Raw genomic sequence first — 21703 nt, 5'->3', positions numbered from 1 at the left:
CATGCGTTACCAAACCATTCTGTTCGACCTCGATGGCACCCTGACCGACCCTCGTGAAGGCATTACCCGTTCAATCCAGTTCGCCCTGAGCAAACTGGGCATAGATGAGCCGGACCTGACCAAACTCGAGCACTTCATTGGCCCGCCGCTGCTGCAAGCCTTCATGCAGTTCTATGACTTCGATGAGGCCAGGGCCTGGGAAGCGGTGAATTTTTATCGCGAGCGGTTCAAGGTCACCGGACTGTATGAAAACCGCGTATTCGAGGGCGTCGCACCGCTGCTGGAAACCCTGAGCGGGCAAGGGCGGCAGCTGTATATCGCCACCTCGAAACCCTGGGTGTTTGCCCGGGAAATCGCCAGACACTTTGATTTCGCCAGGCACTTCAAAGTGATCTACGGCAGCGAACTGGACGGCACTCGCACCGACAAAGTCGAATTGATCGCCCATCTGTTGGCCGAAGAAGGCCTGGATCCAGGCGATACGCTGATGATCGGCGACCGCAAACACGACCTGATCGGCGCCCGCAGTAATGGGCTGGATGCGGCGGCGGTGGGTTATGGGTTTGGTAGCCGTGAGGAGTTGAGCGCTGAGCAGCCGGCGTATCACTTTGAAACATTGACCGAGTTGCATCAGGCGTTTTTGCAGCGCTGATCAAATCCATTCGCGGGCAAGCCCGCTCCCACAGGTATCGCGGTGCTTTTGTGGGAGCGGCGGTGCGGCGATCCGACTTGCCCGCGAAGACGTCGGGTCAGCGAGCGGAAAGACTGGAACCCGCCAACGCCTTCAGCGCCGCCTTACGCTGCTCAACCGGCAAAGCCCCCAATTTCTCCACCTCGCCATAAAACACCAGCCAATCCCCACCCGTTTGCTTGAACAACTGCGCAAACGCCGGCACCCACTGATCGTAGAGTCCAAACGGCAGCAATCGGGCGTTGTTCATTGGTGCGTTGATCCAGGCGTCGTAACGCTTCGCGCCGGCCCATTGATTGTCGCGCAGTTGTCGATAGTCGCGGCGCAACTGCTCGAACTCCGCAGCTTTGCGCTGGCGCATCTGCTCAATCGACAGGGGTGACGCATACAGCCGCTCAAGCCGCGCGCGGGTGTCCAGAATCAGCTGGATAAACTGATCACGCTGCTGCACATCGGCCCTGCCGGTCGGTGGCAATCCACGGGCCGCACGCCACTGGCGAGTCCCTTCCTGCTCGACGAAGGTGGCGAATGACTCGTTGAACCCGGTGTCGTCCTTCAGATAAAACCGCTGGTGCGCCAGCTCATGGAAAATCAATGTCGCCAGGCGTTCTTCGCCCCAACCCATCATTGAATTCATGATCGGGTCATTGAACCAGCCCAGGGTCGAATAGGCCTCCACGCCGCTAATCGACACGTCCATGCCTTGCTGGCGTTGCAATGCCGCCTCACCTCGCGCCGCGCCCTGGCTGTAAAAGCCGCGATAGGCGACGCAACCGGCAATCGGGAAGCAGTGATTGTTCGGCATCAGCGAAAACTCGGCCGTGGCGTATACGTTCCACACCACAAATGGCCGGCCGATATCGGCGTAGAGGCGATAGCTTTTGTTATCCGGCAGGTGCAAGTGCTGGCTGGCGAACTCGCGGGCCTTTTGCGATCGGGCTAAATGCTCGCGCAATGTCGGATCGCGAGCCGGATCGGCAATCACCTCGACCACAGGCTCGCGGGCCTGCAGCAACTGCCATTGTCCACCCGCCAACTGGCTGTAATAACTGAGACTGGAACAACCGTTCAGCAGCAAAAGCACAAGTGCCGGAAACAAAATGCGCAAAAGACGGTCGAGTACCCCATGGCGCATACATTGCCTATTCAAATCGAATCATCCCGTGAGCGTCTATTATCAAGACTATCTCTCCTGCCCGGAGCTTCGCTATGCGCACGTTAATGCTAACGGGTGGCCTGCTGATGTTAGCCGGCTGCGCTGGACTGCCCGACCCTGATCCAGCCCAAGCCTGGATCGATCTCGACACCCGTCAGGACAGCGTGCTGCAAGCGCTGGAAGTCGACGAAAAAACCTCGATCGACAAGCGCTATTTCGAAGTTCAACCCGGCAGCCATGAGCTGACCGTTCGTTATCAATTCGCGGTAGAGCCGACCAATATCGGCCCGGGCACCGAACCGCTCTGGCGCGATTGTCAGTTGAATGTGAAATTCAAGGATTTCAACGCCGGTCAACGCTATCGACTGCAGACAGGGAACATCGGCTTCCGGCCGTGGGCCAAGCTCTATGACCAGCAGCGAAAGGTAGTTGGCCAAGGGCAACCGGCAGGCTGTCAGCGCACCTGATCGGCGCTATGCTGCAAGCCTGACCGCTCGGAGTTCCATCATGCGCTCGCCATTGCTGTTACTCGCCCTCGGCTCTCTCGCTGCCTGTGCCAGCCCTCTGCCGGCCGTCGACCCGCAACAAGCCTGGGTCGACCTTGATACCCAGACCCCGGGCGGAAAACTGGTCATGGCTGAGCGCCTGGACAACCAGCGGCTAAGTGACGGGCGTTTTTTCCAGGTCACCCCCGGCAGCCATGAACTGGAAGTGCGCTTCGACTTCGAGATACATGGGGGTGGGATGAACATAATGAACGAACCCCAGGAGCGCCTCTGTTACCTGACGGTGCGCTATGACCATTTCGAGGCCGGCCAGCGTTATCGGCTGGAAGCCCGCTCGCTGGGTTTCAATGCCAGCGCCCGACTGTACAACACCAAACGCGAGATCGTGGCAGAAGACCGCTTGGTGAATTGCGTGCCCTGAGGGCGGCTATCTGTCGTTCTTTTGATAGATGATTTTCTTGGTGCCGCCTTCGCAGGTACCGACCACCATATTCTGATCATGCACCTCGTCATTGCTGACGATCTCCAATGTGTAGGACGTCACCTTGTTGGCCTGGATCTTCGTTTCGATTTCGGCCTTGAGCTCCTCACAGGATTTCGGTGCCGCCAGGGTCGAGGTGGCCAGCGCGCAACAGATAACCGCCAAAGCAAAACGTTTCATGGTTACAACTCCCTTTGATGCAGCGCGCATAGTCATACGCTGAAGCCACTTTCGCTCATTCGACCATAGTTTTGCAAAGCAAGTTCTGATGCAGCTCACAGCCTGCGAAACCGATGCCGACTGGAGTGCTGTGTATTAACGAGTAAGTCTTCGCGGGCAAGCCTGCTCCTACAGTGAATGGTGTATCCCCTGTGGGAGCGGGCTTGCCCGCGAAAGCGATGGTTCAGTCAACGCCAACCTCGCAGATTAATTAACCAACGTCCCATCAAGCGTGATTTTGGCATTCAACACCTTCGACACCGGGCAACCTTCCTTGGCTTTTTTGCTCAATTCCTCGAATTGCTGCTGAGTGGCGCCAGGGATTACCGCCTTGAGCGTCAGATGCACGGCGGTAATCGCAAAGCCACCGTCCACCTGGTCCAGCGTCACCTCGGCATTGGTATCGATGCTGGTGGCTTTCAGGTTGGCCTCGCCGAGAATCATCGAAAAGGCCATGGAGAAACAACCCGCGTGAGCGGCACCGATCAGCTCTTCGGGGTTAGTGCCCGAGCCGCCTTCGAAGCGCGCCTTGAAGCCATAAGGAGCATTTTTCAAAGCCCCGGTTTCGGTCGAGATAGAACCAACGCCGGTTTTCAGATCGCCTGCCCAATGAGCCGATGCTTTCTTTTTGATACTCATCTCTGCCTCCTCAAGATCCAGCGCGAAGGATCGCGCCTTCATGGTTTTCCGCTATCAGGTTTCTGAGGATAGAAGGCCTGGCAAAGTTCACCTTGTCGGATCGAACCGCTTATCTGGTAGGCAAATTCATCTCAGCTATTGAATCTCGGGTATATGCCCACATTGCATAGAACAGGCTTATAGAAATCGGCAGGTTTTGGCTCGTGACAAAAGCCTGCGCACCCATTGGAGAAGCAGGTTTATGAAACGACTGTCTGATATCAAGTTCTCGACCCTCGACCTGGTGCCCGTGCGTGAAAACGGCAGCCCGGCGCAATCGCTGCGCAACTCGCTGGACCTGGCGCAACACGTCGAGAAGTTTGGCTACAACCGCTTCTGGGTCGCCGAACACCACAACATGGACGGCATCGCCAGCTCGGCGACCTCCGTGTTGCTCGGCTACCTGGCCGGCGGCACCTCGACTATTCGCGTCGGTTCCGGCGGCGTGATGCTGCCCAACCATGCGCCGCTGGTGATCGCCGAGCAGTTCGGCACCCTGGAAAGCCTGTATCCGGGCCGTATCGACCTCGGTTTGGGGCGCGCCCCCGGTTCCGATCAGATGACCGCTCGCGCCCTGCGCCGTGAACGCTCCGGCAGCGCCGACGATTTTCCCGAAGATGTGGCCGAACTGATGAGATACCTCGGCCCGCGCACACCTGATCAAAAAGTGATCGCCGTCCCGGGCACCGGCACCAACGTGCCGGTCTGGCTGTTGGGTTCCAGCCTGTTCAGTGCGCAACTGGCCGGGGAGCGCGGTTTGCCCTACGCTTTCGCCTCGCATTTCGCACCGCGCTACATGCACGAAGCGATTCGCGTCTACCGCAACCACTTCAAACCTTCGGCGACGCTCGACAAGCCTTATGTGATGCTCGGCGTGCCGCTGGTGGCCGCGGACACCGACGAACAGGCCGATTATCTGGCGACTTCGGTCTATCAACGAATTCTCGCCCTGATGCGCGGCCACAGCCTGGTGCAACGTGCGCCGGTGAAAACCATGGATGGCCTGTGGTTGCCCCATGAGAAAGAAGCGGTGGCGAGCTTCCTCGGCCTGGCGATGGTCGGCAGCCCGGAAAAAATCCGCGCCAAGCTGGAAGTGCTGATCGAACAGACCCAAGCTGATGAGCTGATATTCACCTGCGACCTGTACGAACATGCCGATCGCCTGCATTCCTACGAATTGCTGGCACAAGTCATGAAGGGCTGACGTTCAAAACCCATAAAAAAGCCGACGCAACCGCGTCGGCTTTGATGTCCAGGCAGGATTAACCTTGCTTGTAGACGATTACCTTGCTGCCCTTTTCACAGGTGCCAACCACTTTGCCGTCAGCCGCGGTGCCTTTATCGACGATTTCCAGCGCGTAATTCGCAATGCCCTTGGCATCGAGTTTCGCTGCAATCTCGGCCTTCAACTCTTCGCATGGTTTGCCGGCAGCCAAGGCTGTTCCTGCAAAGCTCAACAAAGCTGCCGCCAATATGAATTTTCTCATCGGTCACATTCCCCTGGTCGAATCAAAAAGGGGCGTCGACGCTCTACGCTGCCGCGCCCAAACTATGGCGCGTTGCCACTTCCTATGGCAATCATCCAGCGCACAAGTTCAGACGCCTGGCTCAAACTCAGCTACTGGCAATCCGGAACCCGACCTTGAGGGTTACCTGAAAGTGCGCCGCCTTGCCGTCCTTGATATGCCCACGGGTTTCGGTCACTTCGAACCACTCCAGTAACTTGAGGCTTTTACTGGCCTCGGCCAGCGCATTGTTGATGGCGTCTTCAATGCTGGTGGGGGAAGAGCCAACCAGTTCGACTTTCTTGTAGGTGTGATGGTCAGTCATGGCGTTCTCCTTAGGGTGTGAATACAGCCTAGCAGCGATTTTTCTTATTTCTTCTGTCGACCATTTCCACGTGAAATTTCAGATTTACTGCACTTTCCCAACCGCCTGGAGTCCCAAACAACACAGGTCACTCATCATCAATGCAGGAGAACCACCATGGCTAACACCTCGTTACGTAAAGCCTCATTGCAAAGCATGGAAGCCGAGATCGAGAGTCTGCTCAAGTCGCTGGAAAGCCTTAAAGAAGATGCCTCGGACGAGTCGCGCAAAACCCTCAAAGTGCTGAAAAGCAACGCCGAGAATGCGCTGAGACACTCCCGTGCACTGCTCAGCGATGCCTATGAAGAAGTCAAAGTCAAAACCCGTGAAACCGGGATCGCCACTCGCGATTACGCCCAGGAACATCCTTGGACCACCGCCGGTGTCGCGGTCGGTGCTCTCGGTCTGCTGGCCGCTTACCTGCTGTGCAAACGCGGGGATTAAGTCGTTTGGCGCAGCTCATGCTTGAGCCACTGCGCCAACTGCCGAGCGCGCCCGTCCGCGGCGCGCTTGGGTAGCCACAACGCCAGTTGCGCCGGGGTTTCGCAAAAGCCCCACGGTGCAACCAGGCGACCGGCGCGCAAGTCCTCGGTCACCAATGGCTCGGGCGCAATCGCCACCCCAAGGCCCGCTACCGCCGCTTCCAGCAAATAATACAAATGCTCGAAACCCTGACCGAACTTCAAGGCCTTGGCATCGATGTCGTTCTGCTGTGCCCAAACAGGCCAGGCTTGCGGCCGCGAAGTGGTGTGCAATAACGCCTCATTCAGCAGCGCCTCGGCCGGGGCCTCACGCAAACGCTCGTAACCGGCGAAACGCGGGCTCATGACCGGGCCGATGCGTTCGCTGGCCAATTCATAAACCTGCATGTCCGCCGGCCACGGAGGCTCGGCGAACACCAGCAAAGCGTCCAGCCCGGGTCGTCGTGGATCGAGATCGCCTTCGCCAGCCGACAGGTGCAAGCGCAGGTCCGGCAAATCGGCATTCAATCGCCCCAGACGCGGAATAAACCAGCGCGCCAGTAAACTGCCCGAGCAGCCGAGCACGAACGGCGCATCAGCACTGCCTTGGGTCAGTTCGGCACAAACCGTGCGCAAGCGCTCGAAGGCGTCGCTACTGGCGTCGCGTAATCGCACACCGGCATCTGTGAGTTTCAGGCCGCGCCCATCCTTGATGAAAAGGCTGACACCGAGATGCTCTTCGAGCACCTTCAGCTGCCGACTCACTGCACCGTGGGTGACGTGCAGCTGTTCGGCAGCCTGGCTGACGCTGTTCAGCCGGGCAGTCGCTTCGAAGGCGCGCAGCGCGTTCAACGGGGGAAGGTCATGGCTCATGGGATCTGTGAGTTTTCCTGACAGGTTGTGGCGATCTTATCGGTTTTCAGCCAGGTACGTCAGGGGTAGAGTGAACGCCATTGTCCTTCTACGCATTCAGATGGAGCGCCCCATGACCCAGACTAATCTGCGCAACGGCCCTGACGCCAACGGCCTGTTCGGCGCGTTCGGTGGCCGCTACGTCGCCGAAACCCTGATGCCGTTGATCCTCGATCTGGCCCGCGAATACGAAGCGGCCAAGGAAGATCCAGCATTTATCGAAGAGCTTGCCTACTTCCAGCGCGATTACGTCGGCCGCCCAAGCCCACTGTATTTCGCCGAGCGTCTGACTGAATTCTGCGGCGGCGCGAAGATCTACCTCAAGCGCGAAGAGCTGAACCACACCGGCGCGCACAAGATCAACAACTGCATCGGCCAGATTCTGCTGGCGCGGCGCATGGGCAAAAAACGCATCATCGCCGAGACCGGCGCCGGCATGCACGGCGTGGCGACTGCCACCGTGGCCGCGCGTTTCGGCCTCGACTGCGTGATCTACATGGGCACCACCGACATCGAACGCCAGCAAGCCAACGTGTTCCGCATGAAGCTGCTCGGCGCTGAAGTGATCCCGGTAGTGGCCGGCACCGGCACCCTGAAAGACGCGATGAACGAAGCGCTGCGCGACTGGGTGACCAACGTCGACAGCACCTTCTACCTGATCGGCACCGTGGCCGGTCCGCATCCGTATCCTGCGATGGTTCGCGACTTCCAGGCGGTGATCGGCAAGGAAACCCGCGATCAGCTGCAAGCCCAGGAAGGCCGTCTGCCCGACAGCCTGGTGGCGTGCATCGGTGGCGGTTCCAACGCCATGGGCCTGTTCCACCCGTTCCTCGATGACACCAGCGTGCAGATCATCGGCGTTGAAGCAGCCGGTCACGGCATCGAAACCGGCAAACACGCCGCCAGCCTCAATGGCGGCGAGCCGGGTGTGTTGCACGGCAACCGGACCTTCCTGCTGCAAGACGATGACGGCCAGATCATCGACGCCCACTCGATTTCCGCCGGCCTCGACTACCCAGGCATTGGCCCTGAACACGCTTGGTTACACGACATCGGCCGCGTCGAATACACCTCGGTCACCGATCACGAAGCACTCGATGCGTTCCACAAGTGCTGCCGTCTGGAAGGCATCATTCCGGCGCTGGAAAGTGCCCACGCCCTGGCCGAAGTGTTCAAACGCGCGCCAACCCTGCCAAAAGATCACCTGATGGTGGTCAACCTGTCCGGCCGTGGCGACAAAGACATGCAAACCGTGATGCACCATATGGAACAGTCCCAGCAGGAGAAACACTGATGAGCCGCCTGCAAACGCGCTTTGCCGAACTCAAGGAACAGAACCGTGCCGCCCTGGTGACCTTCATCACCGCCGGTGACCCAAGCTATGACACCTCGCTGGCGATCCTCAAAGGCTTGCCTGCGGCTGGCGCCGATGTGATCGAACTGGGCATGCCCTTCACCGATCCGATGGCCGACGGCCCGGCGATTCAACTGGCCAACATCCGTGCGCTGGGCGCCAGGCAAAACCTGGAGAAAACCCTGCAAATGGTCCGCGAGTTCCGCGCCGGCAACAGCGATACTCCGCTGGTGCTGATGGGTTACTTCAACCCGATCCACCATTACGGCGTGCCGCGCTTCATCGCTGAAGCCAAGGAGGCCGGCGTCGATGGCCTGATCGTGGTCGATCTGCCGCCGGAGCATAACGGCGAACTCTGCGACCCGGCCCAGGCCGCCGGTCTGGACTTTATCCGCCTGACCACGCCGACCACCGATGATGTGCGTCTGCCGACCGTCCTCAACGGCAGTTCCGGTTTCGTCTACTACGTTTCGGTGGCCGGTGTGACCGGTGCCGGTTCCGCAACCCTGGAGCACGTAGAAGAAGCAGTCGCGCGGTTGCGTCGCCACACCGACCTGCCGATCAGCATCGGTTTCGGCATCCGTACGCCCGAGCAGGCCGCTGCCATCGCTCGCCTGGCTGACGGTGTTGTGGTGGGTTCGGCGCTGATCGACCAGATCGCCAATGCCGCAACGCCTGAGCAAGCGGTCGAGGGTGTCCTCAGCCTGTGTTCAGCGCTGTCCGAGGGCGTGCGTAAAGCCCGCGTCAGCTAAATAAGCGACGGTGCACAAAAGGGGTTTAGACCAAGTGTCTAAGCCCCTTTTTTTGGTTTTGGATTTTTGCGTTGTTTGAGCTGACGCCATCGCGAGCAAGCTCGCTCCCACAGGGGATGATGTCGCTCTTGTGGGGGCGGGCTTGCTCGCGATGAGGCCCTGACTGTCGCCGCAGAATCTGAACCTGCTCAAAAAACAGACAAATCCAGCGGCCTTACCGCCCCCATCCAGATCGCATGCTCGGTATGGTCTATCAGGTCATCCCCGGTATCCGGATGCACAAACACCACCAACCCTTTGCGATTGAGCGCCAGCCACGGCAAGACCTCACCGAGGTACTCGGGCTCGAAGGCCAACTGGCAGCTCCAGTCCGGGTGCGGCCCTACCGGTTTTTCATGCACACGGCCCATTTTCAACGGGAATAACTGCGCCGCCTGCTCACACAAGACTCGGGCCTGATCGATGGTGTTGGCGTCAAAATAGACATGGGCGTGGTAGCCCTTGATACGTTGCATCTGGAACCCTCGCGACACTGTCGAACCCTTCAGGCAGCCCATAGGTCAAAGTTAATACCTGCAGGAAAGAAAGAAGTTCAGCCATGAAAAACGCCGAAACCCCGGTGGTCAAACTGGTGCTCTATGGTGCCATGAGTAGCCTCGGCAGTGCGCTGATGGCTGAGATGCTGCGGCGCCAACACGAGGTCATCGCCATTCTCGATGACCTGACGGCGCTGGCGCCACGTCCGGGTTTGCGCACCAAAATCGGTAATCTGTTCGATGCCCAGCGGGTCAAGCAAAGCGTCGCCGGCTGTTCGGCGGTGATCTGCCTGCTGGATGCGCCAGGGCTGCCGATGAGCCACGAACACGTGGAAAAATCCGTCATCCCGGGACCTGTCGAGCAAGTCCTGGCCGTCGATGCGTTGATCGACGGGATGCAGGCGATGGGCATCCATCGGCTGTTTCTGGTGGGCGACTTTGCCGTGCTGGATGACCAGGAGGAGGACAGCCTGCAACGACACGCCGCCGAAGAAATCCTCGACGCCCTGCAAAGCAGTGCCTTGCACTGGACGCTGGTGAACGCACCGCGAGGTATGGCCGGGCTGACCATCGAGCATTTCAGCCATGTCAGCAGCAGCCTTGAACCGGGTCTGGCCCCAGTGCTTGAGCGGCTCAATCGCGTCGCGGTCGGTATTGCCGATGAGCTGCACCTCAACCTGCACATCGGCCAACACGTAAACTTCGTGGCGACGACCCCTAAACCGCAATAGACGGCAGGGCGACACCGATCAGCGATTCGGCACTGCTGGCCTGTTCTGCCATCAACCAATCGACGAACTTCTGAATCAGCGGCCCGCGGCGTTTGCGCTGGGGCAAAACCACGTAATAGCCAAAGCTTGAGATCGCCGTTTCGGCGATCGGCCGACAGAGCCAACCCTGCTCCAACATATTGTCCACAAGGTGCCGCCAGCCGATGGCCACGCCCTGGCCGGCAATCGCGGCTTGAATCAACAGTGTGTAGTTGTCGAAGCGCAATGGCCCCGGGGCGGGCGCCGAAGCGATGCCCAGCTGGCGAAACACGCCACTCCAGTCGAACCAGTGGCTGCTGTTTTCACCGCGTAAATGCAGCAGCGGAAACTCCAACAGCGAATGAGCCGGTAAGGGCGTCGGACGATCCTTCAACAATTGTGGGCTGCACACCGGAAACACTTCTTCGCTGAACAACCAATGGCTTTCACCCTGCTTGAAACGCCCATTGCCAAACAATACGGCGACATCAATATCGGTGCGCAACATGTTGTGACTGCGTTCGCTGGTGACCAGGCTGACATCAACTTGCGGGTTGGCTTCATGGAAGCGCTGCAGCCGCGGCATCAGCCAGTAAGCAGCGAAGGCGAAGTCGGTCGCAACCTGCAACACCTCATGCTGATGCTGGGCGCTGATCGCGCTCAAACCGGCGTCGATGCTCTGCAATCCCGCCTGCACCTGTTCGAACAGAATCATCCCGGCCTCGGTCAGTTCGATACCGCGATAGATCCGGTCGAACAACCGCGTACCCAGCTGCTCCTCGAGCCGCTTGATCTGCTGGCTGACGGCTGGCTGGGTGGTGCCGAGCTCCACCGCCGCGGCGGTAAAGCTGCGGTGGCGGGCCGCGGCTTCGAAAGCGCGAAACAGGTCCAGGGACAAATCACCAAGGGCGTCATACATAAGCTGTGCTTATCCTAGTCATTGCCGTGCATGGGCTTTACCACCCTATTTTCGGGCTGCATTCTCGATCACAGCACTTTCGCATAAATATTCACTATGGAATGCCGCGATCACATGAAGCGCAAGAACATTCTTTTCATCATGGCCGATCAAATGGCCGCGCCAATGTTGCCGTTCTACGGCCCGTCGCCCATCAAACTGCCCAATCTGAGCCGCCTCGCCGCGCAAGGGGTGGTGTTCGACGCCGCCTACTGCAACAGCCCGCTCTGTGCGCCTTCGCGCTTTACCCTGGTCAGTGGGCAGTTGCCGAGCAAGATCGGCGCCTACGATAACGCGGCCGATTTCCCTGCTGATGTGCCGACGTATGCCCACTACCTGCGGCGCCTCGGCTACCGCACCGCGCTATCGGGCAAGATGCATTTTTGCGGCCCGGATCAGCTGCACGGCTACGAAGAACGCCTGACCAGTGATATCTACCCGGCCGATTACGGCTGGTCAGTAAACTGGGACGAACCGGATGTACGCCCGAGTTGGTATCACAACATGTCCTCGGTGCTGCAGGCCGGCCCGTGCGTGCGCACCAATCAGCTGGATTTCGATGAAGAGGTGGTGTTCAAGGCTCAACAGTATCTGTTCGACCACATCCGTGAGGGTGGCGATCAGCCGTTCTGCCTGACGGTCTCGATGACTCACCCCCACGATCCGTACACCATTCCCAAAGCGTTCTGGGACCTGTACCGCGACGAAGATATCCCGCTGCCGCAGACGCCAGAGCAGACCGATCTCGATCCGCATTCCCAGCGTCTGCTCAAGGTTTACGACCTGTGGGACAAGCCGCTGCCTGTGGATAAAATCCGTGACGCGCGCCGGGCCTATTTCGGCGCATGTAGCTATATTGATAGCAACGTCGGCAAACTCCTGCAAACCATCGAGGAAACCGGGCTTATCGACGACACCATCATCGTATTCTCCGGTGATCACGGCGACATGCTCGGCGAGCGTGGGCTCTGGTACAAAATGCACTGGTTCGAAATGGCCGCCCGTGTGCCGCTGCTGGTCAGTGCGCCAGGGCAATTCGCGGCTGGGCGGGTCAGTGCTGCGGTGTCCACCGCCGACCTGCTGCCGACCCTGGTGGAGCTGGCTGGCGGAGAGCTGGAGCCGGGCTTGCCGCTGGACGGCCGCTCGCTGGTCCCGCATCTGCAAGGTCAGGCTGGTCACGACGAGGTCTTTGGCGAGTACATGGCCGAAGGCACCATCAGCCCGTTGATGATGATCCGTCGCGGCGCCTGGAAGTTCATCTACAGCGAAGACGACCCGTGCCTGCTCTTCGACATACACAACGACCCGCGTGAGCAGGAAGAACTCAGCCAATCACCGCAACATCGGCAGCTGTTTGACGATTTTCTCGCCGAAGCACGGGCGAAATGGAATATTCCGGCGATTCACCAGCAGGTGCTCGCCAGCCAGCGTCGCCGACGCTTTGTCGCCGAATCGCTGACCATCGGCAAGCTGAAGAGCTGGGATCACCAGCCGCTGGTAGACGCCAGTCAGCAATACATGCGCAACCACATCGACCTCGACGATCTGGAGCGTAAGGCTCGTTATCCACAACCCTGCCAAAACCAATAACGTAAGGGGAAGAGCATGCAAAAGTTATCCACAATACTGACCGCGGGCCTGTTGGCTCTGAGCAGTGTTTCGGCCTACGCCGAGCAGAGCTGCGACACGGTGAAAATGGCCGACCCGGGCTGGAGCGACATTGCCGCGACCAACGCCATCACCGGTTTCTTGTTGGACGGCATGGGCTACAAGGCCAAGGTCGATACGCTGGCGGTGCCGATTACCTTTGGCGGGCTCAAGGACGGTCAGGTGGATGTCTTCCTCGGCAACTGGATGCCGGCGCAGCAGGGCTTCTACGACAAATTCGTGGCCAATGGCGATGTCACCCAACTGGCGAAGAATCTGGATGGCACCGAGTTCACACTGGCGGTGCCGGATTACGTCTGGGACGCGGGGGTGCATGACTTTGCCGACCTGAACAAATACGCCGAGCTACACCCAAAAGAAGTCGACAAGAAAATCTACGGCATCGGCTCCGGCGCGCCGGCGAACATCTCGTTGCAAGACATCATCAAGAAAAACGATTTCGAACTGGGTCAGTGGAAGCTGATCGAATCCAGCGAACAAGCGATGCTGGCCGAAGTGTCCCGGGCGGTTAAGAAGCAGAAGTTTGTGACCTTCCTCGGCTGGACCCCGCACCCGATGAACGTGCAACTGAAAATGCATTACCTCAAGGGTGGCGAGAAGTACTTCGGCGACACCGGCAGCGTCTACACCCTGACCCGCAAGGGTTATGCACAGGCCTGCCCGAACGTCGGCAAGCTGCTGACCAACCTGAGTTTCACCCAGGAAATGGAGAACAGCATCATGGCCGAGGTGGTGAACAAGAAAGTCACCAACGCCCAAGCCGCCAAAGCCTGGATCAAAGCCAACCCGGCGGTGCTGGATAAATGGCTGGACGGGGTGAAAACCGAGGATGGGAAGGATGCGTTGGTGGCGGTGAAGGCGAAGCTTTGAGTGATCGTTCCCACGCTCTGCGTGGGAATGCCGCCATGGACGCTCCGCGTCCGCTCTGGATGTGACGCAGAGCGTCACGGGATGCATTCCCACGCAGGAGCGTGGGAACGATCAATCGGCCAACTCAACCTTGCACCCAACCCTCTGAAACCCCACCCTTACACCTTTTTTGCACATCTCTGACCGAGAGGATCCATGGCCTGGCCCAATCGCCATAAACTCTTCCCCTTCCTGAGCTGGTTGCCACGGCAAACCCGCGCCAGTGTCGGCCGCGATTTGATCGTCGGCCTGAGCGGAGCGATTCTGGCGCTGCCGCAGTCCATCGCCTACGCGCTGATCGCCGGCCTGCCGCCGGAGTACGGTTTGTACGCCGCGATAATCCCGGTATTGATTGCCTGCCTCTGGGGTTCGTCTTGGCATCTGATCTGCGGCCCGACCGCGGCGATTTCCATTGTGCTGTATGCCAGTGTCAGCCCTTTGGCTGTACCCGGTTCGCAGGACTACGTCACACTGATCCTGTTGCTGACCTTCCTCGCCGGAGTTTTCCAGTGGCTGCTGGGCATGCTGCGCTTCGGCGCGCTGGTGAATTTCGTCTCCCATTCGGTGGTACTGGGCTTCACCCTTGGCGCCGCAGTGGTGATCGCGCTTGGGCAATTGCCCAACCTGTTGGGTCTGGACCTGCCCAATCAGGCCACGGCGCTGAACAGTCTGATATCGCTGATCAGCCATGTCGGCGCTCTGGATTGGCCGTCACTGGTTCTGGGGCTTGGCACTCTGGCGCTGGGCATCATTCTGAAACTCCTGCTGCCACGCTGGCCGACACTGTTGATCACCTTGGCGCTGAGCGGCCTGCTGGTTTGGCTATGGCCGGCGATGTTCGGTCATGTAAAGCTGGTGAGTTCGTTCGTCGGCAAGCTACCGCCCTTCAGCCCGCTGCCGATGGATCTGGATCTGGTGCTGCGCCTGTTACCCAGCGCGGTAGCGGTGGGGATGCTCGGTTTGGTTACCAGCCTGTCGATTGCCCGCTCGTTGTCCGCTCGTTCGCAGCAGCTTCTCGACGCTAACCAGGAAGTTCGTGCTCAGGGCCTATCCAATATCGTCGGCGGCTTTTTCTCCGGTTCTCTATCGGCCGGCTCGTTCACCCGTTCTGGCCTGAGCTACGAAGCCGGCGCCTGCTCGCCGTTAGCCGGGGTGTTTTCCGCGTTATGGGTGGCGTTGTTCGCCGTGACCGGCGCGGTGTTGATCGCGCGTATCCCGATCCCGAGCATGGCCGGGAGTATTCTGCTGATCAGTTGGGGACTGGTGGACCACCGCGGTATTCGGTCGCTATTCCGGGTCAGCCGCGCCGAGTTCGTGGTCATGGCGCTGACCTGCGTCGCGACCTTGTTGCTGGAATTGCAGACTGCAATCTACGCCGGGGTACTCGCCTCGCTGTTCTTCTACCTCAAACGCACTTCGCAACCGCGGGTGCAGCATTGGCGCGACGGTGAGGACGATGTTCTGCGGGTCGGGGGCTCGATTTTCTTCGGCGCCAGCCATTACCTGCAAGTGCGCCTGCAACGCCTCCATGGTTCGAGGGTGGTGATCGATGCGCAGCAGATCAACTTCATCGACTATTCCGGGGTGGAAATGCTTCATCAGGAAGCACGGCGGTTACTGCGGCAGGACCGCAGCCTGACCCTGCGACGGGCGCGGCCGCAGGTGGTGGAAGAATTGAGGAAGCTCGAAGGGACGGAGAAATGCCCGATTCTGTTTGAGGATTGAACACGCCCCCTGTGGCGAGGGAGCTTGCTCCCGCTCGGGGGCGAAGCACCCGTAAAACCGGTGGACGCGTTATACCTGACAGACCGCAATTGCAGGTTTTAGGACTGCTACGCAGCCCAGCGGGAGCAAGCTCCCTCGCCACAAAAGCCCGCGCCGCCAGTTACAACGCCAACAACCGCCGCAACTCTGCCAGCACCGGCGCCGTATCCGGGCGCACGCCGCGCCACAGGTAGAAGGCTTCGGCCGCCTGTTCCGCCAGCATCCCCAGACCATCCATTGCTACCGCAGCGCCGTGTTCACTGGCCCAGCGGCAGAAGGCAGTCGGTTCCTTGCTGTACATCATGTCGTAGCAAACCGTCTTGCCCGGCTCGATCAAGCTGCCGGCAATCGGCGGTACATCGCCCGACAGGCTGGCTGACGTAGCGTTGATGATCAGGTCCACCGGCTCTTGCAGCCAGTCGAAGCCGCTGGCGGACACCGGACCGAGATCGGCGAACAACTCAGCCAGCAACTCGGCTTTTTCCAGCGTGCGGTTGGCGATGATCACCGACGACGGTTGCTCGGCCAGTAACGGCTCCAGCGCACCGCGCACCGCGCCGCCGGCACCCAGCAGCAGAATGCGTTTGTCCTTGAGGCTTAACCCGGCATTGACGGTCAGATCCCGCACCAGCCCGGCGCCATCGGTGTTATCCCCCAGCAAGCTGCCGTCGGCGAGTTTGCTCAAGGTGTTGACCGCTCCAGCCCTCTGCGCCCGTGCCGTCAGGCTATTGGCCAGGCGATAGGCTTCTTCCTTGAACGGCACCGTGACGTTAGCGCCCCGGCCTTCAAGGAAAAACGCCTTGGCACAGCTGGAAAAGTCGTCGAGCGGCGCCAGCAAAGTGCTGTAGTCCAGTCGCTGAGCGGTCTGCTCGGCAAACAGGCGATGGATAAGCGGCGATTTGCTGTGGCCAATCGGGTTACCGAATACGACGTAACGGTCCATCAACATTCCTCATTCAGCCCTTGGCCAGCCAGTCACGGTCCTGCAGAAAGTATTCGGTCAACCGTGCTTCTTCGCTGCCAGGCTCGGCTTTCCAATCGTAGCTCCAGCGCACTTGCGGTGGCAGCGACATCAGAATCGATTCGGTACGCCCGCCCGATTGCAGGCCGAACAGCGTGCCACGGTCGTACACCAGGTTGAACTCGACGTAGCGACCCCGGCGAAACTCCTGGAATTCCCGTTGTTTCTCGGTGTACGCCTGCGCTTTGCGACGATGGACGATTGGTAGATAGGCTTCGATATAGGCGTCACCGATGGCGCGGATGAACGCGAAGCTGGTGTCGAAGTCCCACTCGTTCAGGTCATCGAAGAACAGGCCGCCGATGCCTCGCGGCTCGTTGCGGTGCTTGATGTAGAAATAGCTGTCGCACCAGGCTTTGTAACGCGAGTAGACGTCCGGCCCGAAGGGCGCGCACGCTTGCTCGGCGACGCGGTGCCAGTGCACGCAGTCTTCTTCGACGCCGTAATACGGGGTCAGGTCGAAACCGCCGCCGAACCACCAGACCGGCTCTTCACCTTCCTTTTCGGCGATGAAAAAACGCACATTGGCGTGAGAGGTCGGCACATGAGGGTTGTGCGGGTGAATCACCAGGGACACGCCGAGGGCTTCAAAACCGCGACCGGCCAGTTCAGGCCGATGGGCGCTGGCGGACGGTGGTAAACCGCTGCCGAACACGTGGGAAAAGTTCACGCCGCCTTTTTCGATGACTTGACCATTCTCGATCACCCGTGTGCGGCCACCACCACCGGCAGGCCGGGTCCAGGCGTCTTCGACGAAACGAGTGCCACCGTCTTCGGCTTCCAGAGCAGCGCAAATACGGTCTTGCAGGTCGAGCAGATAGGCTTTTACGGCCTCGGTGCGGGTAGTCATGGCATCACCTTGAATCGGGCAAAGCTACGCGGCACTTCGATCGGAGCGGGAGGCCGGCGCAAATGGGCGCGTAGCATAACACTGCAACTTGCCCCACCGCAGTTGACGAAGGTCAAGCTTAGGAGTCCGATAGGGACCTTTCGCAAAATGCCCCAAGGAGATTGCAGATGGCCAAACGTATCCAGTTCCGTGCCCATGGCGGCCCCGAAGTACTCGAATATGTGGACTATCAACCGGCAGCGCCGGGTCCGCAACAGGTTCGCGTCAGCAACAAGGCCATCGGCCTGAATTTCATCGACACCTACTTCCGCAGCGGCCTGTATGCGCCGCCGTCCTTGCCATCGGGCCTGGGTGCCGAAGGCGCGGGCGTGGTCGAGGCCGTCGGCAGCGAAGTCACTCAATTCAAAATCGGCGATCGCGTCGCCTATGGCAGCGGTCCGCTGGGCGCTTACAGCGATGTGCATGTGCTGCCGGCGAGCAATCTGGTGCAACTGCCGGACGCTATCAGCTTCGAAACGGCCGCTGGCGTGATGCTTAAAGGCCTGACCGTGCAATACCTGCTGCGTCAGACCTATGACCTCAAAGGTGGCGAAACCATCCTGTTCCACGCAGCGGCCGGTGGCGTTGGTTCCTTGGCCTGCCAATGGGCCAAGGCGCTGGGCGTGAAGTTGATCGGCACGGTCAGCTCGCCTGAAAAAGCCACCCTCGCCAAATCCCTCGGCGCGTGGGAAACCATCGACTACAGCAAGGAAAACGTCGTACAGCGTGTGCTGGAACTGACTGACGGCAAGAAGTGCCCAGTGGTCTATGACGGTGTCGGCAAAGACACCTGGCTCACCTCGCTGGACTGCCTGGCACCGCGCGGCCTGTTGGTGAGCTTCGGCAACGCCTCGGGTGCGGTGGACGGTGTGAACCTGGGCATTCTGGCGGCGAAGGGCTCGTTGTACGTGACCCGCCCGACGCTGGCGACCTACGCCAACAATGCCGAGAACCTGCAAACCATGGCCGATGAGCTGTTCGGGATGATCATCAGCGGCAAGATCAAGGTTGATATCAGCCAGCGGTATCCACTGGCTGAAGCGGCCAAGGCGCAGACCGAGTTGTCGGCACGACGTACGACCGGGTCGACGATTTTGTTGCCGTAAGGCTGGCTGCCTTTGTGGCGAGGGAGCTTGCTCCCGCTCGACCGCGTAGCGGTCGCAAATCCTGCGAGTGCGTTCCGTCAGATAAAACGCGGTTGCAGGTTTTAGGATTGCTGCGCAATCCAGCGGGAGCAAGCTCCCTCGCCACAGGGGTTCTGCTGTGGACTCAACCCGGACGAACGATTTTGCCGGTCGCCAGATCACGAATCAGGCTCGGGTTCTTGCGCCCGCCGAGGTTACCGCCCAGCACCAGATCGATTTGCCCACGGAAATACTGCTCGACGCGAATCCGTGTACGCGCCGCCGGCCGGCCCTGAGGGTTGGCCGAGGTCGACACCAGCGGTCCGACCAGCGCGCACAAATCCCGGACTTGCGGGTGATCACTGACCCGCAAGGCCACGGTGTCGTGAACTCCGGTGATCCATTCCGGCAGCAAGCCCTGATGCGGCACCAGCCAGGTATTGGGCCCGGGCCAGGTGCTGGCCATGCGGTCCATCCAGGTTTGCGGAAAATCTTCGAAGAGAAAATCGAACTGACGGATGTTGTCAGCGATCAGGATCAAGCCTTTATCCACAGACCGCGACTTGATCGCCAACAAGCGATCCACCGCCTCTTCGTTCCATGGGTCGCAACCCAGGCCCCAGACGGCTTCGGTTGGGTAGGCAATCACCGCCCCTGCGCGAATTTCTCGTGCGGCTTGTTGCACACGCCAACTGTTGACCATTACTGACTCTCCGGAATAAGGCTGAGCGCAGTTTACCGATCTTCCTTATAAAACCTAGTTTACGCGTGCAAACCAGCGTCCGCTTTCGCAGACGGCACGGCCGTCCATCTCGAACTCCGTCAGCGCGGCCAAGACTTTCGGCAACGCCCAGCCGCTGGCACCGGCCAAGGCTTCACTGGTGTGGGGCGCTGCATGCAGCAAGCGCAACAACGGATGATCGGCTTTCACTGGCGCCACCTCGGATGGCGCCAGATTTTGCCAGCCACGCAAGGCTTCGAGGATATGTTCGATGGTTTCCACCAGCACCGCACCCTCGCGGATCAACTGATGGCAACCACGGGCACCGGGATGGTGGATCGATCCCGGAATTGCATACACCTCTCGGCCCTGTTCGGCCGCAAGGCGAGCGGTGATCAACGAACCGCTGGCAACGCTGGCTTCAACCACCAGCACGCCCAGGGACAAACCACTGATAATTCGATTACGCCGAGGGAAGTTGCTGGCGTGGGGCCCGGCGTCCAGCGGGAACTCGGAAACCACCGCGCTGCCTTGGGCAATCATCGCCTCGGCCAGCTGGCGGTTGCGCTGTGGATAAAAATTTTCGAGCCCCGTGCCCAGCACGCCGACAGTCTGCCCGCCCACGTCCAGTGCCGCCTGATGCGCGGCGCTGTCGATACCCAGTGCCAAACCGCTGGTGATGACAAAACCGGCACCGGCAAGGCTGCGGGAAAACGCCGCGGCGGTGTCCATTCCAGGGCGGGAAGCCCGGCGACTGCCGACCATCGCCAACTGCGGTTTTTCCAGAATGCCCGGATCGCCGGCCACAAATAACAGCGGCGGGGCATCGCACAGTTCCGCCAGCAGAGCAGGGTAGCCAGGCTGGTCCCACATCAGTAAATGCTGGCCCGGACGCTCAAGCCAGGCCAATGCATGGCTGGCGCCATCGCGAATTTCGGGGCTGCGCCGGGCATCAAAACTCGCAGCAGGCAGACCCAGCGCGCGCCATGCGCCGGCGGGTGCGCTGATGGCCGCGGAGGCCGAACCAAAGGCTTCGAGCAACTTCTGAAAGCGCCGGGGACCGAGTTCCGGCAAACGGTGCAAGCGCAAACGGGCTTCCAGTTCCGCAGGCGAAACCGGGGTAATAGCGAACGGCGACATAGATCATCCTTGATCGTTATAAGGCTTGCCGAAACAGCAACAAGCTGTGGATAAGTCTGTTGGTAACTTGTTGAGAATTACTGTTTTTTCTAAGGATTTCGGACCTTGTCCATCACCGCCAAAGACCGTGATGCATTCAGCACAAGGCCATAGCTGAGCTTTTCGTAGGTGCGGAACACCATCAGCAACCCGGCACGCTCATCAGGGATTTTCACTTCGCTGCCCGTCACCCGATCACGGACGGTTTCGCCGGTTTTCATCACCGCCAGCACGTTGCCTTCCGCCAGGCCATCACGACGGCCCTTGTTCAGTGTCACCACGTCGAGCACGCCAATCTGCGTCACACCGCGTGGTACATCGATGATCAGGCCGTTGATCTCGCCTTGTGGCGAGCTGGGCATGAAGGTCGAGTTGATCGCCCGCTCTTCGCCGCTGAACAACCGGTCGCCGAGGCGAACCTCTTGAGTGGTGCGTTGCAGGGCCAATGTCGCGACATCGCCCTCAGTGGCAACGATTTCACCGCCACCGATATCGTCGGCGTTGATCCCGAGGAACTCCTTGTTCTGCGGGTCGGTGTAGACCTTGCCCTGACGGAAGATGCCGTAGACCGATTGAGGCGGGTCGAATTTGCCCCGTGCGTAGATCCGGTCCCCCGTGCCACTGAGCACCCGCTCAGCATCACCGGCGACGATATACGGCGCTTTGTCGAAGTCCGAGGCCGTGTCGACGATGCGGTTGCTCAGCAAGAAGCTGTTGATCGCTTGCAGCGGAATACTCGGAATGGCGTCGGCCACCGGTGTGCTGCGAATTCGCGGAGACAGTTTGATGGTGCCTCGCGACGCCCCGCGATTGAGGGTCAAGCGTGGCTGGCCGTTGACGTAGACCAGTGACAGCGAGTCGCCGGGGTAGATGAGATTGGGGTTTTCGATGTGCGGGTTGACCTGCCAGATCTCCGGCCATTTCCAGGGTTCGCGGAGAAATTTCCCGGAAATGTCCCAGAGTGTGTCACCCGTCACCACGGTGTAATGCTGTGGAAAACCGTCCTTGAGTTGCACTTGCGCCTGCGCGATACCGGCCGAGGCCAACAACAGCAGGGCGAGTAGTGATTTCCTCATGCAGTGAATCCCTTTATTATGTACGTTCGC

At 59.8% G+C, this 21703-nt stretch carries 25 protein-coding genes; 12 read left to right on the top strand and 13 right to left on the bottom strand.

Annotated elements, in window-relative coordinates; all coding sequences use genetic code 11:
• Window position 1 precedes the first annotated feature (1 nt).
• Window positions 2–652, top strand: coding sequence for an HAD family hydrolase (locus AC3I0A_RS00215; RefSeq protein ID WP_489375614.1), 651 nt, complete (start codon window positions 2–4; stop codon window positions 650–652).
• Window positions 653–749: 97 nt separating this feature from the next.
• On the opposite strand, the gene AC3I0A_RS00210 is transcribed toward AC3I0A_RS00215, so the two are convergent.
• Window positions 750–1826: an aminopeptidase gene (locus AC3I0A_RS00210; protein WP_489378615.1), complete on the bottom strand. Its 1077-nt coding sequence runs from the start codon at window positions 1824–1826 to the stop codon at window positions 750–752.
• A 74-nt stretch (window positions 1827–1900) separates the two neighbouring features.
• On the opposite strand from AC3I0A_RS00210, the gene AC3I0A_RS00205 reads away from it, so the two are divergent.
• Together AC3I0A_RS00205 and AC3I0A_RS00200 are read left to right on the top strand one after the other, a co-directional pair.
• Window positions 1901–2314 carry a PA0061/PA0062 family lipoprotein gene (locus AC3I0A_RS00205; RefSeq protein WP_489375613.1) on the top strand — a complete coding sequence of 138 codons (414 nt, stop codon included), beginning with the start codon at window positions 1901–1903 and terminating at the stop codon, window positions 2312–2314.
• A 40-nt stretch (window positions 2315–2354) separates the two neighbouring features.
• Window positions 2355–2774, top strand: a complete 420-nt coding sequence (locus AC3I0A_RS00200) for a PA0061/PA0062 family lipoprotein (protein WP_489375612.1) — start codon at window positions 2355–2357, stop codon at window positions 2772–2774.
• A 6-nt stretch (window positions 2775–2780) separates the two neighbouring features.
• Here the strand turns inward: AC3I0A_RS00200 and AC3I0A_RS00195 are convergent, their stop codons facing one another.
• A complete protein-coding gene (locus AC3I0A_RS00195; protein ID WP_489375611.1) occupies window positions 2781–3014 on the bottom strand; it encodes a DUF1161 domain-containing protein in 234 nt (77 codons plus the stop codon).
• 246 nt (window positions 3015–3260) lie between these two features.
• The gene (locus AC3I0A_RS00190) at window positions 3261–3692 is read right to left on the bottom strand and encodes an OsmC family protein (RefSeq protein ID WP_489375610.1); all 432 of its coding nucleotides are present in this window, start codon (window positions 3690–3692) and stop codon (window positions 3261–3263) included.
• 241 nt (window positions 3693–3933) lie between these two features.
• Here AC3I0A_RS00190 and AC3I0A_RS00185 point away from each other — a divergent pair, with 241 nt between their 5' ends.
• Entirely contained in the window at window positions 3934–4935 is a 1002-nt protein-coding gene (locus tag AC3I0A_RS00185) for an LLM class flavin-dependent oxidoreductase (protein WP_489375609.1), read from the top strand.
• Between the two features lie 58 nt (window positions 4936–4993).
• Here AC3I0A_RS00185 and AC3I0A_RS00180 read toward each other — a convergent pair whose 3' ends face one another.
• Both AC3I0A_RS00180 and AC3I0A_RS00175 read right to left on the bottom strand, forming a co-directional pair.
• Window positions 4994–5218 carry a DUF1161 domain-containing protein gene (locus AC3I0A_RS00180; protein ID WP_489375608.1) on the bottom strand — a complete coding sequence of 75 codons (225 nt, stop codon included), beginning with the start codon at window positions 5216–5218 and terminating at the stop codon, window positions 4994–4996.
• Window positions 5219–5345: 127 nt separating this feature from the next.
• Window positions 5346–5561 (bottom strand): dodecin, encoded by a 216-nt coding sequence (locus tag AC3I0A_RS00175; RefSeq protein ID WP_489375607.1) that lies wholly within the window; start codon window positions 5559–5561, stop codon window positions 5346–5348.
• Window positions 5562–5717: 156 nt separating this feature from the next.
• Here AC3I0A_RS00175 and AC3I0A_RS00170 point away from each other — a divergent pair, with 156 nt between their 5' ends.
• A complete protein-coding gene (locus AC3I0A_RS00170) occupies window positions 5718–6044 on the top strand; it encodes an ElaB/YgaM/YqjD family protein (protein ID WP_489375606.1) in 327 nt (108 codons plus the stop codon).
• Here AC3I0A_RS00170 and AC3I0A_RS00165 read toward each other — a convergent pair.
• Window positions 6041–6934 (bottom strand): LysR family transcriptional regulator, encoded by an 894-nt coding sequence (locus AC3I0A_RS00165; RefSeq protein WP_489375605.1) that lies wholly within the window; start codon window positions 6932–6934, stop codon window positions 6041–6043. The genes AC3I0A_RS00170 and AC3I0A_RS00165 overlap by 4 nt on opposite strands.
• A gap of 112 nt (window positions 6935–7046) precedes the next feature.
• Here AC3I0A_RS00165 and trpB point away from each other — a divergent pair, with 112 nt between their 5' ends.
• Window positions 7047–8267: a tryptophan synthase subunit beta gene (gene trpB / locus AC3I0A_RS00160; protein ID WP_489375604.1), complete on the top strand. Its 1221-nt coding sequence runs from the start codon at window positions 7047–7049 to the stop codon at window positions 8265–8267.
• Window positions 8267–9079: a tryptophan synthase subunit alpha gene (gene trpA / locus AC3I0A_RS00155; protein ID WP_489375603.1), complete on the top strand. Its 813-nt coding sequence runs from the start codon at window positions 8267–8269 to the stop codon at window positions 9077–9079. Before trpB ends, trpA begins: the two co-directional genes overlap by 1 nt.
• A 188-nt stretch (window positions 9080–9267) precedes the next feature.
• Here trpA and AC3I0A_RS00150 read toward each other — a convergent pair whose 3' ends face one another.
• A complete protein-coding gene (locus tag AC3I0A_RS00150; RefSeq protein WP_489375602.1) occupies window positions 9268–9594 on the bottom strand; it encodes a DOPA 4,5-dioxygenase family protein in 327 nt (108 codons plus the stop codon).
• A gap of 83 nt (window positions 9595–9677) precedes the next feature.
• Here AC3I0A_RS00150 and AC3I0A_RS00145 point away from each other — a divergent pair, with 83 nt between their 5' ends.
• Window positions 9678–10346 carry an NAD(P)-dependent oxidoreductase gene (locus AC3I0A_RS00145; RefSeq protein ID WP_489375601.1) on the top strand — a complete coding sequence of 223 codons (669 nt, stop codon included), beginning with the start codon at window positions 9678–9680 and terminating at the stop codon, window positions 10344–10346.
• Here the strand turns inward: AC3I0A_RS00145 and AC3I0A_RS00140 are convergent.
• On the bottom strand, window positions 10333–11283 hold the full coding sequence (locus tag AC3I0A_RS00140) for a choline sulfate utilization transcriptional regulator (RefSeq protein WP_489375600.1): 951 nt from the start codon (window positions 11281–11283) through the stop codon (window positions 10333–10335). The two genes, AC3I0A_RS00145 and AC3I0A_RS00140, sit on opposite strands and share 14 nt — an antisense overlap.
• Window positions 11284–11397: 114 nt before the next feature.
• Here AC3I0A_RS00140 and betC point away from each other — a divergent pair, with 114 nt between their 5' ends.
• From betC to AC3I0A_RS00125, 3 genes are all read left to right on the top strand, one after another.
• Window positions 11398–12912, top strand: coding sequence for a choline-sulfatase (betC, locus tag AC3I0A_RS00135; protein ID WP_489375599.1), 1515 nt, complete (start codon window positions 11398–11400; stop codon window positions 12910–12912).
• Between the two features lie 15 nt (window positions 12913–12927).
• Window positions 12928–13860, top strand: a complete 933-nt coding sequence (gene choX, locus AC3I0A_RS00130; protein WP_489375598.1) for a choline ABC transporter substrate-binding protein — start codon at window positions 12928–12930, stop codon at window positions 13858–13860.
• Between the two features lie 195 nt (window positions 13861–14055).
• On the top strand, window positions 14056–15624 hold the full coding sequence (locus AC3I0A_RS00125) for a SulP family inorganic anion transporter (RefSeq protein WP_489375597.1): 1569 nt from the start codon (window positions 14056–14058) through the stop codon (window positions 15622–15624).
• 160 nt (window positions 15625–15784) lie between these two features.
• Here the strand turns inward: AC3I0A_RS00125 and aroE are convergent, their stop codons facing one another.
• Window positions 15785–16606, bottom strand: a complete 822-nt coding sequence (gene aroE / locus AC3I0A_RS00120; protein ID WP_489375596.1) for a shikimate dehydrogenase — start codon at window positions 16604–16606, stop codon at window positions 15785–15787.
• 13 nt (window positions 16607–16619) lie between these two features.
• The gene (gene hemF, locus AC3I0A_RS00115) at window positions 16620–17534 is read right to left on the bottom strand and encodes an oxygen-dependent coproporphyrinogen oxidase (RefSeq protein ID WP_489375595.1); all 915 of its coding nucleotides are present in this window, start codon (window positions 17532–17534) and stop codon (window positions 16620–16622) included.
• 167 nt (window positions 17535–17701) lie between these two features.
• Here hemF and AC3I0A_RS00110 point away from each other — a divergent pair, with 167 nt between their 5' ends.
• Window positions 17702–18679, top strand: coding sequence for an NADPH:quinone reductase (locus AC3I0A_RS00110; protein WP_489375594.1), 978 nt, complete (start codon window positions 17702–17704; stop codon window positions 18677–18679).
• 163 nt (window positions 18680–18842) lie between these two features.
• Here AC3I0A_RS00110 and tsaC read toward each other — a convergent pair whose 3' ends face one another.
• The 3 genes from tsaC to AC3I0A_RS00095 form a co-directional block, all read right to left on the bottom strand.
• Window positions 18843–19400: an L-threonylcarbamoyladenylate synthase type 1 TsaC gene (gene tsaC / locus AC3I0A_RS00105; RefSeq protein ID WP_489375593.1), complete on the bottom strand. Its 558-nt coding sequence runs from the start codon at window positions 19398–19400 to the stop codon at window positions 18843–18845.
• Window positions 19401–19454: 54 nt separating this feature from the next.
• Window positions 19455–20558 (bottom strand): DNA-processing protein DprA, encoded by a 1104-nt coding sequence (dprA, locus tag AC3I0A_RS00100; RefSeq protein ID WP_489375592.1) that lies wholly within the window; start codon window positions 20556–20558, stop codon window positions 19455–19457.
• Window positions 20559–20647: 89 nt separating this feature from the next.
• A complete protein-coding gene (locus tag AC3I0A_RS00095; RefSeq protein WP_489375591.1) occupies window positions 20648–21673 on the bottom strand; it encodes a LysM peptidoglycan-binding domain-containing protein in 1026 nt (341 codons plus the stop codon).
• Between the last annotated feature and the right edge of the window lie 30 nt (window positions 21674–21703).

It is taken from the genome of Pseudomonas sp. KH_024_B2, from assembly GCF_057839965.1.
Note: the sequence above shows the minus strand (reverse complement) of the source record. Positions and strands in the feature narration are given on the sequence as shown.